The 13,452-nt window shown below is 41.2% G+C and carries 10 protein-coding genes; 3 read left to right on the top strand and 7 right to left on the bottom strand.

The features are described from left to right. Nucleotides 1-12: 12 nt before the first annotated feature. From CVS81_RS07630 to abc-f, 5 genes are all read right to left on the bottom strand, one after another. Nucleotides 13-1,953, bottom strand: a complete 1,941-nt coding sequence (locus CVS81_RS07630) for a BCCT family transporter (RefSeq protein ID WP_107965586.1) — start codon at nucleotides 1,951-1,953, stop codon at nucleotides 13-15. A gap of 125 nt (nucleotides 1,954-2,078) precedes the next feature. Next, entirely contained in the window at nucleotides 2,079-3,524 is a 1,446-nt protein-coding gene (locus CVS81_RS07625; RefSeq protein WP_107965585.1) for a DKNYY domain-containing protein, read from the bottom strand. Next, nucleotides 3,524-5,035, bottom strand: coding sequence for a DKNYY domain-containing protein (locus CVS81_RS07620; RefSeq protein ID WP_107965584.1), 1,512 nt, complete (start codon nucleotides 5,033-5,035; stop codon nucleotides 3,524-3,526). The genes CVS81_RS07625 and CVS81_RS07620 overlap by 1 nt, the downstream gene beginning before the upstream one ends. Before the next feature lie 75 nt (nucleotides 5,036-5,110). Further along, entirely contained in the window at nucleotides 5,111-5,545 is a 435-nt protein-coding gene (locus tag CVS81_RS07615) for a hypothetical protein (RefSeq protein ID WP_087581869.1), read from the bottom strand. Nucleotide 5,546: 1 nt separating this feature from the next. Next, on the bottom strand, nucleotides 5,547-7,478 hold the full coding sequence (abc-f, locus tag CVS81_RS07610; RefSeq protein ID WP_107965583.1) for a ribosomal protection-like ABC-F family protein: 1,932 nt from the start codon (nucleotides 7,476-7,478) through the stop codon (nucleotides 5,547-5,549). 95 nt (nucleotides 7,479-7,573) lie between these two features. Here abc-f and CVS81_RS07605 point away from each other — a divergent pair, with 95 nt between their 5' ends. The 3 genes from CVS81_RS07605 to CVS81_RS07595 all read left to right on the top strand — a co-directional run bounded on the left by CVS81_RS07605 (nucleotide 7,574) and on the right by CVS81_RS07595 (nucleotide 10,087). Further along, nucleotides 7,574-8,893: an MATE family efflux transporter gene (locus tag CVS81_RS07605; protein ID WP_107848377.1), complete on the top strand. Its 1,320-nt coding sequence runs from the start codon at nucleotides 7,574-7,576 to the stop codon at nucleotides 8,891-8,893. Next, nucleotides 8,848-9,531, top strand: a complete 684-nt coding sequence (locus tag CVS81_RS07600; RefSeq protein ID WP_107965582.1) for a M48 family metallopeptidase — start codon at nucleotides 8,848-8,850, stop codon at nucleotides 9,529-9,531. The genes CVS81_RS07605 and CVS81_RS07600 overlap by 46 nt, the downstream gene beginning before the upstream one ends. A 70-nt stretch (nucleotides 9,532-9,601) precedes the next feature. Then, nucleotides 9,602-10,087: a tetratricopeptide repeat protein gene (locus CVS81_RS07595; protein WP_107965581.1), complete on the top strand. Its 486-nt coding sequence runs from the start codon at nucleotides 9,602-9,604 to the stop codon at nucleotides 10,085-10,087. 92 nt (nucleotides 10,088-10,179) lie between these two features. Here CVS81_RS07595 and CVS81_RS07590 read toward each other — a convergent pair whose 3' ends face one another. Then, nucleotides 10,180-12,246 (bottom strand): TRAP transporter permease, encoded by a 2,067-nt coding sequence (locus CVS81_RS07590; protein ID WP_107965580.1) that lies wholly within the window; start codon nucleotides 12,244-12,246, stop codon nucleotides 10,180-10,182. 87 nt (nucleotides 12,247-12,333) lie between these two features. Beyond that, entirely contained in the window at nucleotides 12,334-13,275 is a 942-nt protein-coding gene (locus CVS81_RS07585) for a TAXI family TRAP transporter solute-binding subunit (protein ID WP_002940425.1), read from the bottom strand. Nucleotides 13,276-13,452 lie beyond the last annotated feature (177 nt).

The raw sequence follows: 13,452 nt of genomic DNA, 5'->3' as shown, positions 1-13,452 counted from the left end.
TTTCACTCAAATTTACTCTCTAACGACGTGTAAAAACTGCATGTGTTTGCGGTATTGTTCGATGACATCGTTTATCAGCGTAGCTTCGCTCCAGCCAAGCACATCGTAGTCCTGACCGCCCTCTTTTAGATAGACCTCGGCTCTGTAGTAAAGATCGTCGCCGTCAAGCTCTCTGGTGTAGTCTGGGCTCTGACTTTTGGTGAGATAGACGCCATATCTAAAGTCCATCTCATCGCCAAGTCCAACGTTTAAATTTACAAAATTTTCGCCATTTGTGACCTTTGCTTCAAGGCCGTTTTTGGCAAATTCCTCTTTTAGCTCGTTAAAAGCTTTTAGCACGACTTCGTTTAAAAATTTCTTGCCATCTTTCTTGCCTGGCAGCGTAATGATCGCACTTAGGCGCTCTTGCCACGGCTTTGAAAGATCACTAATGGGCATGTTGCTAAAGTTATTTGTCTCTTTTTTGGTTAGATCCACACGTAGCGCCTTAAATAGCCCGTAAATGGCGCCAAGTAGCACTATGGAAAATGGCAGTGCTGTCGTGATCGTAAGTGCCTGAAGTGAGGCAAGACCGCCTGCTAGCATCAAAAATGCCGCCACGACGCCCACTGTAACGCCCCAAAAGACCTTTTGCCAAACTGGTGTATCATCCTTGCCGTTTGAGCAAAGCATGTTCATAACGATCGCCGCAGAGTCGGCAGAAGTCACGAAAAATATGACGATCATAAAGACTGCGATCACGCTTAGCACGCCTGAGAAGCTAAATTTTTCTAAAAACATAAAAAGTGCTGAGGCTGAGTCGGAATTTACCGTGGTCGCTAGCTCGCTAAAGCCACTTTGAACAAGCGCAATCGCCGAGTTACCAAAAAAGCTCATCCAAGCAAAAGTAAAGCCAGTTGGCACTAAAAGCACGCCTATGACAAATTCTCTTATCGTCCTGCCTTTTGAAATTTTAGCGATGAATAGCCCCACAAACGGCGACCAAGATAGCCACCAAGCCCAGTATAGCAGCGTCCAGCCGCCAAGCCAGCTCTCGTTTTGCCTCTCGTAGGCGTAGAGATTAAATGTATTTGAAATGAGCGTAGAGATGTAGTCGCCGCTGTTTTGCACAAACGACTTTAGAAGCTGCGTCGTATCGCCCAAAAATAGTATCAAAAACATAAAACATATAGCTAGCGCGATATTTGCGTTTGATAAGATCTTGATGCCCTTATCGACACCACTTGCCGCTGAGATGGTAGCTGCAAAACAAAGCACTATTAGAAGCGTGATATGCATAGTCGGCAGCCCAAAAACGTGCGTAAGGCCAGCATTTACCTGAAGTACGCCATATCCCAGCGATGTCGCCACACCAAAAAGGGTCGCCACAACGGCAAATGTATCGATGGCGCTACCTATCTTGCCGTAAATTTTATCTCCGATGATCGGATAAAATGCCGATCTAAGCGTGAGTGGCAAGCCGTGCCTATACGAGAAAAAGGCAAGGATAAGCGCCACAATGGCATAAACCGACCATGCGCTCATGCCCCAGTGAAAAAATGTGATATTCAACGCAAGCTTTTGCGCTGCGATAGTTTGCGCGTCGCCAACTGGTGGGTTTAGATAGTGCATGAGCGGCTCAGCCACACCAAAAAACACTAGACCTATGCCCATGCCAGCGGCAAACAGCATAGAAAACCACGAGATATTTTTGTGCTCTGGCTTTACGTGATCAGCTCCTAGTTTGATCTCGCCAAGCTTACTAAAGCCAAGAATGATGACGCTTAGCAGTATGACGGCAACGACTAGGATATAAAACCAGCCAAATTTGGCCGCGATGTAGTTTTGCATACCCTTAAAAAACTCATTTGAGAAATTTGGAAATATCGCTGCAAATGCCGCTATTAAAAATATAATAACAAGCGATGGGATAAATACTGAATTATTAAATTTTGACCTTTGAAATTTAAACATTTTTCTCCTTTTTATAAATTTCAGTTTTGCCTTAAAATAACAAAAAAGAGTAAATAGGCCAAATTTTCTCTTTAAATTTTTATGAAATTTTAAGCTTTAGCCACCAAAAATAGCTACTTTGAAATTTATCTCAAGTCTCTTTCATCTCTCTTTGGTTTTGCAAGAGTTGTTAGCACTATGACGACAAAAGCGATGCCAAATGTGATATACAAAATGATCTTTGGCGAGTCATACTCTATCCTCGATCTTGCGACCTCTTCGCCGCTTGCCTCCACTAGCTCGCCACGCTTTATCATATCGCTGATATCTTTTGCGCTAAGCTCTTTAGACGCTCTTGTTAAAATTTCTATGACGCTAGGACCCACCACCTCATAAACGCTATGCTTTATGCCATAAAATGGCTTTATCTTGCTAAAAAAATAGACCTTCTCGCCGTTTGTATAGACCGCGCCATACTCGCCATCTCTTACCTGCCCTACCTCACGCCAAGAGCTGCTTGGGGCAAATTTATATAAAGAGACTGTTTGCGCCTCTAAGTGCCTGCCATGCTTTGAGCGCCGCCACTCTTCGCCTTGCTGTAAAAAATACGCCAAGCTCTCATCTACAAAAACATCAGCATAGAGCCTTTTTAGCTCGCCTTTTAGCTGGTAGTCTGAAATTTTAGCTTGTTCGTTTTTCGTGCCATCCCAAAAGTAAATTCCATCTTTGCTGGCAAAAAGAGGCCAAAACGAATGCACGTTATCCACGCTATAAATGGCGCTATAAGGCATATTTTGAGCGCTAAATTTATGCTCATTTGCAAACACCGCTCCACTTTTTGGCTCAAAAAGATATTCTATATCGTGCTTTGGGTCATAGCATATCCGGCGCGTCTCATCTGAATAGCTTGTATCAAGCCTATAAAAGCCCATAAACAAGCTTTTGCCATCTGTGTAATATCCGCTAGCAGCGCCGCTTTCTGTCGCGATGTATCTTAGCTCGTTAGGATCTGCGTCAAGCTTTTCGCCCTTGTAGTAAAGCGTGCTACCGTCTCTTGCAAAACCAGCGTCAAAGATAGGCTCTAAATTTGTGCTTTCAACCCTTTTTGTCCTGTAAAAATAAGGGCTATCATCGTAGCTTTTTATAAAAACGTGAGCAAGGTTTTTCATAATGGCGCCAAATTCGCTAAATCCTGGCTCTTTCTCGCTTCTAGTAGCGCAAAAATAGCTTATCTTGCCATCACTTAGATAGCCATTGCCAAGCACTTTGGCACTTTTTGGATCAAGACCAGGCAAAATTTCTCTAGCGCAATAGACATGATTTTTATCAGCTCCCACGTTTGAGTAATCATACGCGTGTTTTAGCTTTAAGACCCTAAAACTAGCCTCATCGACGCCTTTTAGCTCATACTTGCCGCTACCTGAAATTTGAACGTAAATTTTACCCTCAGGCGAGCGGTAAAACTCGCTATTATCAATGTTTGCAAAGCTTCTTTGATGCTCGCCCTCATGCCATAAATAAAGCATCGCCAAAACAAAAAATAGCATCAAGATAACTAAAAAATAAACAAATCTAATAGTAATTTTTCTCATTATCTATAATCATCCACCCTTTTTTTAAGCTCGCTTTTTTGATTTTTATTTTTAAAAATAGCGCCAACTACCGACATTATAAATGCGATGGCTAAAAATATCCAGTAGGCATATTTTTGCGAGTAATCATCAAAGTCGCTTATCGCATCGATCACCACCTCGCCCTCAGCTGGCACCATAGCGCCTTGATCTACCATTTTTACTATCTCATCAAGTTTTAAATTCTCAACATTTGAGTCATAAGGACGAGTGAGGATTTCAACCACGCCAAGGTCGTTTATATCATAAATGCTGCTGTTAAAACGCCAGCCGTAGCCGACGTTATCAAAATAATAGGTCTTATCGCCGTTTGCATAGACCGCTCCGTAGCCATCGTTTCTTACAAAGCCGATCTTTCGCCACTGCTCTTTTGTATCAAGCCTTACGATAGACGTGTGGCGTGAGCTTAGGCTGTGGTTCTGTTTTGTGTTGTGCCAAATTTCATAGGTTTTTAAAAAATATGTCTTGCCATCGCTTATCACCACATCGCCATATAGCGGCGTTATCTCGCCTTTAAACGGATCATCGCCGTCCCTTACAAACTCGCCCTCATCTATGCTGTTATACCACTGCCACTTTCGCTCCCAGTGATAGATCCCGCCTTTGCCGCGAAAAAGAGCGTGATAGGTATGCTTATCTTCTAGGTTAAAAAGTGGCTCGTATGGGGCGAATTTTTGGTCAAATTCATGATCGTTTGCATAGACCATGCCAGAATTTGGCTCATAAAGATAATGAATGCGCCATATCTCGCCGATATCACGCATTTGCGGGCTAAATTTGATCCCTAGTTTTGTGCTGTCGTAATAGACATTTTCCCCATCAGTCGTAAAATGCACGCTCTTTCTGCCAGATACCTGCTCGATGTAGCGCATTTTGCTGGCATTTGCGCCCTCTAGCTCTTTGCCCTCATGATAGACCTTCACGCCGTCACTTGCGTAGCCAAAGCCCAAGATCGCTGCTAAATTTGCGTTATCAACCTGCCTAAATTTATAGATATGAGTTTGCGCCTTTGGGGTTTTAAACATTTTATGTGAGAGGATGTCCCAAAACTCTTTAAGTGCGGATATTTCGAGGTTTGTCTCGCTTTCGCTATCGCAAAAATATGTTACATTGCCATCGCCAAAGTAGCCATTGCCAAGCGCTCTAACGCCATTTGGATCAAGCCCGCTCATCACGAGATTACCACAATATACAGCCTTATCGCTAGCGCCAACGTTTCTGTTGTCGTATTTGCCAGTGTCAATGTATCTAAATTTGCTGGCCCTCACGCCTATTAGCTCAAATTTACCACCACTTGGCACCAAGGCATAGACCTTGTCGTCTTTGACGTAAAAAAAGCTATTATTTAGCTCTTTACTATCGCCAATGTCGTCATCTAAAATAGAAACTAACCCAAAGACAAAAAAGTAGGTAGCAAAAAATATCACAACAATGGCGATTATTACTGAGATTAGCGGATGTTTTTTTAGCATTTTAGCCTCGTTTCAAACAAATTTAGCGACCTCATCATGGCGCAAAAACCTTTCATACATTTAAATTTCAAAGTTCTATCCAAATATAAAATATCTAAAAATCAAAAACTGATAATATACTACTCTAACTACTGTATTTAATAGCCAGACAGCACATAACGCTAAAATAGCTCCAATAATACTAAAATTCTTTAAAACCCCATAATAAATCACCATCAATAAAAAAAGAGAAAAATAAAAAAACATAATCATATAAAATAAATTTTTCAACCTTTCATATAAGTCCGAATTTTCTCTATTTGTCGCGATTAGCCTAATGGTCTCTATCTTATTTAAAAATCCAACCTTTTTATATTTTATCCGGACTAGATCGCCTACTTCATATTTTTCTATCTCTGGTGAAAACACCCCGCTAAATCTCTCTTTACCTATCAAAAGGCTCATGCTTGTGGCTAAATTTTGCCTAACAACTCTCGTATTTAGCGCGCTTATCCTACCGATCTTTTTCAAGCTACTCTAGCTCCTCGGCGATCTCAAGCACTTCAAAATACTCATTTTCTAGACTTTCAAGCTCGGCTTTTGCACTTTCTAGCTCTTCATAAAGCTTAATTAGCCCCACTTCTTGATAAATTTTTGGATCGCTAAGCCCCTCATTTAGCTCAGCTACTCTTGCTTCAAGAGCTGAAATTTTATCTGGATATGTGTTTAAAATTTGCGTTTGTTTGTAGCTTAGTTTTGCACTGGTTTTGCTCTTTTGCTTGGCTTCATTTTGGCTATTTGCTAGCTCTTTTTCAAATTTATCAAGCTCTTTCATCTCATCTTCAAGCTCCAAATAGACGCTATACTCCTCGTGCAAGACATTTATCTTTGTCCCCTCAAACGCCCAGAGCTTATTTGCCATCTTATCGACAAAATATCTATCGTGACTAACTAGCAAAATAGCCCCTTCAAAGCTTTGCAAGTAGTCTTCTAAGATGTTGATAGTTGCGATGTCAAGGTCGTTTGTCGGCTCGTCAAGCACCAGCACATCGTAAGTTTTGGTAAAAAGCATCGCAAGCGCGACGCGGTTTTTCTCGCCACCACTTAAAACGCCTATCTTTTTATCTAAAAATTCCTTTGGAAAGAGGAAATTTTTAAGATAGCCATAAACATGCATATTTTGCCCACGAACTAGCACGTGATCGCCGCCATTTGGACAAAATGTCTCTATTAAACTCTTGTCATCATCAAGGACATTTCTAGCTTGATCAAAGTAGCCGATACTCACCTCGCCTCTTTTTATCTCGCCGCTACTTGGCTTTTCAAGCCCTAGCAAAATTTTAAGTAGCGTGCTCTTTCCACTGCCATTTCGTCCCACAATGGCGATCCTTTCGCCCTGCAAGACCCTTGCGTCAAATTTTTCAAAAAGCACCTTGCCGTCTATACTTTTGCTTAAATTTTTAAACTCAAAGAGCATTTTTTTGCGGTTTTGGCTCTGAACTTGGTTGAAATTTTTACTCGCACGCTCTAGCTCAAGCCTCACACGCCTTATCACGCCTGGGTTTTTCTTAGCCTCCTCGCGCATAGCAAGCACCCGCTCTTTTCTGCCCTCATTTCGCTTTAGTCTAGCTTTCACGCCGCGCCTTAGCCACTCCTCTTCAGCCTTTAGCTGTTTTAGCAGCGTCTCATGCGACTTTGCAAGGCTAGCTAAAATTTCCTCTTTTTTGGTTAGATAGTTTGCGTATCCGCCCTCGAAATTTTTTAAGTTTGCATCCTCGACCTCAACGCACCTAGTTGCCAGCGCATCGATAAAATACCTATCGTGGCTTATAAAAACTATGCTTTGATTTGAGCTTTTAAGCATATCTTCAAGAAATTTGACCATATAGACATCAAGGTGGTTTGTCGGCTCATCAAGCAGCAGCACATCTGGCTTTTTAAGGATGAGCGCGCCCAGTGCCACACGCCTGATCTCGCCACCACTTAGCGAGCAAATGGGTCTGTTTTCATACTCTTTTAGCTTAAATTCTTGCAAAATTCGCTCGATCTTGTGCTCGATATTCCAGCCGTCTTTTGCCTCTATAAATTTTAAAAGTCTCTCTTGCTCTTTTAAAATTTCTCTGTTTTCTGGGTCATTTGCTAGCAGGGCGCCGCTTTTTTCATACTCGCTTATCGCGTCAAATATCTCTTTTAGCTCGTTATTTAGCGCATCTCTTACGCTAAATGTGGCGTTAAAATTTGGATTTTGCGCTAGCATCTCGACGCTTATTAAGCTCTGCACTATGCGTCTTCCGCTATCTGCTACCACCTCGCCGGAGATGATCTTCATAAGTGTGCTCTTGCCGCTGCCGTTTTTGCCGATGATCGCTATCTTTTCATTTTCATTTATACTAAAATTTACACCATTTAAAATTTCATTTGCGCCAAATTTTTTACTTACGTCTATTAGGTCGATTAATGCCATTTTTCTCTCAAATTTTAAATTTTTTGGATTATATCAAAAGGGAGCTAAAACCTAATTTGGCTATAATCGCCCAAAATTTAAAAAAGGAGAAATTTATGAATCTTTCTATGAAAAAGCTGGTCGTCCCTATATTTTTAGATATGTTTTTGCACTTTATAACGCTTATCATAAACACCTACATGGTGACAAAAGTGAGCGTGCATCTAGTTGGCGCCATGGGTGCGGGCAATCAAGTGATGGACCTTTTTATGACCATTTTTAACTTTTTAAGCATGGGCTGCTCAGTCGTCGTCGCACAAGCACTTGGAGCAAAGCAAAACGAGCTAGCTTCAAGCGTCATACACGCAAGCATCACGTCAAATACGGTCTTTGGCATCTTTTCAGCCATCATCATCTACGTCTTTGGCTACAACATCTTAAATTTACTAAACGTGCCAAGTGATCTCATAAACGATAGCTTCTCATACCTTCACATCCTTGGCTTTGCATTGCTATTTGATGGCATCGGCATGGTGCTAGCTGCGGTGCTTCGCGTCTATAATCTAGCAACTGCTGTGATGCTAACTTCGGTTTTGATGAACATCATCACCATCTTTGGCAACGCCATCGCTCTTTTTGGCTGGTTTGATCTGCCAAATTTAGGCCTGCAAGGTGTTGCTATCTCGACATTTGTGGGCAGACTAATAGGCCTTTTTGTCCTACTTTACATGCTCATACGCGTGGCAAAAGTTAGAATTTATCTTAGCGGACTGCTTGTCGTGCCGTTTGGAATTTTAAAGAAAATACTCTCAGTTGGCCTACCAAGCGCTGGCGAAAATTTACTCTGGATGGCGCAATACATGGTCGCTTTTGGCTTTATCGCGAGCATGGGCGAGGCAACTCTTAGCGTGCAGACTATCTACTTTCAGATCACTCTTCTCATCTTGCTTTGTGGAGCTAGTATCAGCGTGGCAAACGAGGTCATCGTGGGGCATTTAGTGGGAGCTAGCGAGTTTAACGAGGCTTACGCAAGAACCTTTAAAGCCTTGTGGCTTGGAATTTCTATCACGCTCGTCGTCGTTTTGATCGCCTACGCCTTAAAGTATAAGATCATGGACGCACTAAATTTAGATGATGGCTTGCGCAAGATAATGCTACCACTCTTTACACTCTCGATCGTGCTAGAAGCTGGCAGAACCTTTAACATCGTCATCGTAAATGCCCTTCGTGCAAGTGGCGACGCGAAATTCCCGCTAGCGACTGGGCTTATCTTTATGTGGGGGCTTTCGCTGCCGCTTGGATATTTCTTAGGCATACACCTTGGCTGGGGCATCGTTGGCGTTTGGATAGGATTTTGCGCTGATGAGTGGCTAAGAGGCCTTGCAAATACATGGCGCTGGAGAAGCAAAAAGTGGCAAGAAAAACGCCTAGTTTAAGGCAAAAGAGCCTAAATTTAGACTTTTATGGCTTAAGCGTTTTAATAAATTTTAAAACAAATGTAAAGGCTATGCGATTAAGAGTTGGTAAGGACGCTAAGATCACGCTTTCTATGCCATTTTACAGCACGCAAAAGATGGCTCTTAGCTTTCTTGAGACGCACAGAATTTGGCTTGAAAATGCTTACAAAAAAGCTCTTTTAAATTTGCCAAAAGATGATGAGATGAAATTTCTTGGGCAAATTTATAAGATCAAATTTGATGAGAGCATAAATGTGCCATTTTTTGAAGATAAATTTATCATAACGCCAAATTTAAAGGCACTTGAGCGCTTTAAAAAAGCAAGAGCAAAAGAGCTATTTTTAGAGCTTATAAACTACTATCAGCCTCATATCAATAAGCCAGTTAGTCGCATCGTCATAAGAGATAGCAAAACTCGCTGGGGCAGCTGCAACCACAAAAAAGGCTATATAAACTTAAGCCTAAGACTTATAGAAAAACCGCTCTCAGCTGTGCGATACGTCGTGCTTCACGAGCTTACTCACCTGCTCTATCCGCATCATCAAAGCAGTTTTTATAAATTTATAGAAGCCATCATGCCTGACTACAAAGAGCAAGAGCAAATTTTAAAATCGTAATTATTTTTCATCAAGTAAGTGTAAATTTAATATGTTAAAATTGCATATTACTTTACAAAAGGAAAATTTAATGAAAAAAATGATTTTTATCTCGCTTCTTGCAGCTTGCGCTCTAGCAGGCGACTTTGAAGATGGCTTGAAAGCTTATGCTGACTCAAATTTCACTGAGGCTTTGTCTAAATTTGAAGCAGGATGCGCAGCAAATGACGCGAAATCATGCGTAAAAGTAGGTGCAATCTATCAGCTTGGCAAAACAGACGTACCAGATAGCAACAAAGCGTTAGAGTTTTACAACAAAGCTTGTCAAGGTGGCGAAAAAGAGGGTTGCTCAGCAGCTGGTGGAATTTATCTAGATAACGATCCGCAAAAAGCAAGAGAACTTTTTAACAAAGCTTGCGAGCAAAACGACGGCTACTCTTGCGGTATGATAGGCTCGATGCTAATAGAAGCTAAGAAATTTAAAGAGGCTTACACCTTCTTAGAAAAAGGTTGCAAACTAAGTGATAAGATGTCTTGCGAGTTTGCAGGCGATCTAAAACGCTCAAAACAACTTTGATCTTTAGGCTTTTAAAGCCTAAATTCTCACTTTTTACAAAATCAATAGAAATAAATTTAAAAAAGTTTAGGCAAGAGAGATCTTGCCTAATGTTATATCGCTCTTATTTGATCAAGCGGTTTATCTTTTATGCCCCACTGGGTCATAAAAACAAAGCCATAAATGGCCGCTGCTACGATGTAGGCTGTGTATTCGTTTGGCATTAGGCCAAATTTCACACAGATGTTTGGCACAAGTGCTAGAGGCACGACTGGGATAAGTAGCGCCCTCTCCCAAATCCTAAGCTTTGTGACGTAGTAGCCTTGAAGCAAGCTTGAAAAGGCAAACATGCCTACAACTGCCATACCAAAGACGAGCAAAATTTCAAGTGGATTGCTCATCCAAACGATACCTTTTGAATCAAGTGGATCGCTCGTGTTTATGCTATCAATTAGCATAAGTTTGTTGTTAAAGAAAAAAGCAAATGGCAAAATCGCCGTTCTTAGATCGTAAAAAAATCCTTGCACGCCAACGGTTATTGGATTTGCTTTAGCAATGCCCGCTGCTGCGTAGGCTGCGATGCCAACTGGTGGCGTGTCATCGGCTAAAATTCCAAAGTAAAATACAAAAAGATGCACGGCGATAGCAGGGATCAAAAAGCCATTTTTATGCGCCAAAAACAAGATAACTGGCGCAACAAGGCTTGAGACGACGATGTAGTTTGCTGTCGTTGGAAGACCCATGCCAAGGATGAGCGACATAAGAGCTGTTAAAACTAGGATCATCATGATGTTATCGCCTGCTAAAAGCTCAACTAGATCAGAGAGCACCTGACCAAGGCCAGTAAGCGAGATAGAGCCCACGATGATGCCAGCAAGTGCGGTTGCGATGGCTATTGTGGTCATGCTCTTTGCAGCTGCGACCATCGCCCAAAATATATCCTCAAAACCAAGAAGCACGTCACTTAGTCCTACTTTTTCGCCTGAAGCAAGCTTTTTAGTTGGCTCTTGAAAGATCATTATCAAAAATAAAAATCCAATCGCATTAAACGCTGCAGCTATGGCTGACTCTTTTGCGATTAAAAGCGTATAAAGCAGGATCAAAATAGGCGTTATATAGTGAAGACCGCTAACGAAAATTTTAAATCTTGAGTGAAATTCGCTCTGATTTATGCCTTTTAGTCCAAGTTTAACACTCTCTAGATGCACGATGAAAAATAGTGACAAATAACAAGCAAATGCTGGGATAACCGCTGCCATCATGACATTTGTATATGTCATACCTAAAAACTCAGCGATGATAAAAGCAGCCGCACCCATGATAGGAGGCATGAGTTGTCCATTTACGCCAGCTGCAACCTCGATAGCTCCAGCTTTTGTGCGTGAAAGACCAGCTTTTTTCATAAGCGGTATGGTAAATGTACCAACGGTTACGACGTTTGCTGTTGAGCTACCTGAGACCATACCTGTTAGGCCGCTTGCGATGACTGAAGCCTTAGCTGGGCCACCTCTATATTTGCCAAGAAGCGAGAAGGCTAAATTTATAAAGTATTGTCCAGCGCCTGCTCGCTCTAACAATGAACCAAAAAGAACAAAAAGGTAGATAAAACTAACGCTAACGCCAATAGGCACGCCAAAGACGCCCTCAGTTGTCAAAAACATGTGTCCTGCGATCTTTTCAAAGCTAGCGCCTTGATGAGCGATAATGTCTGGCATATAAGGACCAAAGTGATCATATATCAAAAATAATATACAAATGATAGGAAGCGCTGGTCCCATGACACGCCTGCCAGCCTCAAGCAAGACAATGATCGCTAAAAACGATATGACGATATCTTGAGTGATGTAGTCCCCTGTCCTATCAGCTAACTCATAAAAATAAACCGCTGGATAAAGCACGGCAACAACGCCTACCACGCAAAAAACTAGGTCGTAAAACGGCAAACTTGAGTGAGCCTTTTTATGAAAAGTGACTGGATAGAGCAAAAATACAAGCCCAACCGCAAAGGCTAGGTGCACTGAGCGTGAGATGTTAGTATTTAGTGGGAAATACGCTATATAAAGCTGAAAAACTGACCAAGAGAAACACGCAAATGCGATGAAATAGTTGTAAATATTGCTATTTATCTCTCTTGTCTTTACCTCGACAAATTGTTCTTCGTTGTCATTAACTTCGTTCATCTTTCTCCTTTAAAATTTAAATATATAAATTTAGAAGAAATTTGCATATTTAAATTTTATCCAGAGGCAAAAGCCCCTGGAAATGGATTATTTTAAGATGCCAGCTTCTTTAAATGCAGCCTCTGCAGCTGGGTGAAGCGGAGCTGAAAGACCTTGAACAAGATCTTCTTTTTTAACTGATTTTAGCGCTGGGTGAAGAGTTTTATACTCATCAAAGTTATCTAAGATAGCTTTTATCACAGCTTTTACAGCCTCATCTTTTGTATCTTTGCTAGTTACTAAAACAGCTTTTACACCAATAGTATTTACATCGTGATCGACGCCGTCATAAGAGCCTTTTGGGATCACGCCTTTTGCAAAGTATGGTTTTTCTTTAAGAAGATTATCGATCTCGCTACCTTCGATGTTTAGGATATCAATAGGTAAAGATGTCGCAGCATCAGTGATGTTTGCAGTTGGGTGACCAACGACAAAGCTATATCCGTCTATCTTTTTATCTTTTAGTGCGTGTGGGCATTCGCCAACTGTTAAAACACCGCGGTATCCTAGTTTTGAAACGTCAAAGCCCTTTGCTTTAAAGACTTCAAGCGTGCTCACTTCGTTGCCGCTGCCTGGGTTTCCGACGTTGTATTTTTTACCTGCAAATGAAGAGAGATCGCTTGTTAGGCCGCTGTCTTTTGCTACAACAAATGCAAGAAGCTCTGGATAGATCGCAACTACTGAGCGTAAATTTTCGTCTTTTGCTCCGTCAAATTTGCCAGTGCCGTTATACTTATCATAGACGACGTCACTTTGAACAAAGCCAAATGTGAGCTCTTTTTTAAGGACGTTATTTACGTTATAAACAGAGCCGCCAGTTGATTGAACAGAGCATTTTACGTCTGTATTTTTATTTGCCAAGCGGCAGATCGCTCCACCTATCGGATAGTATGTACCTGTCATGCCGCCAGTGCCGATACTGATAAATTCTTTTGCTGAAAGTGTTGTTGCCAAAAGCAATCCAGCAAGTGCCAAAGAAGTAGTTTTCATCTAAAATCCTTTCAAAAAATTTAAGGCTATTTTATTCTATAAATTTAGCTTTGTATCTTTTTGATATGATATTTTTATGCCATTTTGGTAAAGTTGCAACTATTCTACACAATCAAGGCTTAAAAAAATATTTTCTTAAGAATAAATTTATATTTCTTTTACGAGCATTCTAAATTT

The organism is Campylobacter concisus, from assembly GCF_003049065.1.
GTDB lineage: Bacteria > Campylobacterota > Campylobacteria > Campylobacterales > Campylobacteraceae > Campylobacter_A > Campylobacter_A concisus_BE.
This window is presented reverse-complemented; position numbering and strand designations above follow the sequence as displayed.

Bases quoted from the DNA above. Each gene is read 5' to 3' on its own strand.
- CVS81_RS07585 (WP_002940425.1), bottom strand. From the start codon at position 13,275: ATGAAAACTACTTCTTTGGCACTTGCTGGATTGCTTTTGGCAACAACA.
- CVS81_RS07605 (WP_107848377.1), top strand. From the start codon at position 7,574: ATGAATCTTTCTATGAAAAAGCTGGTCGTCCCTATATTTTTAGATATG.
- abc-f (WP_107965583.1), bottom strand. From the start codon at position 7,478: ATGGCATTAATCGACCTAATAGACGTAAGTAAAAAATTTGGCGCAAAT.
- CVS81_RS07600 (WP_107965582.1), top strand. From the start codon at position 8,848: ATGGCGCTGGAGAAGCAAAAAGTGGCAAGAAAAACGCCTAGTTTAAGG.
- CVS81_RS07630 (WP_107965586.1), bottom strand. From the start codon at position 1,953: ATGTTTAAATTTCAAAGGTCAAAATTTAATAATTCAGTATTTATCCCA.
- CVS81_RS07595 (WP_107965581.1), top strand. From the start codon at position 9,602: ATGAAAAAAATGATTTTTATCTCGCTTCTTGCAGCTTGCGCTCTAGCA.
- CVS81_RS07620 (WP_107965584.1), bottom strand. From the start codon at position 5,035: ATGCTAAAAAAACATCCGCTAATCTCAGTAATAATCGCCATTGTTGTG.
- CVS81_RS07590 (WP_107965580.1), bottom strand. From the start codon at position 12,246: ATGAACGAAGTTAATGACAACGAAGAACAATTTGTCGAGGTAAAGACA.
- CVS81_RS07625 (WP_107965585.1), bottom strand. From the start codon at position 3,524: ATGAGAAAAATTACTATTAGATTTGTTTATTTTTTAGTTATCTTGATG.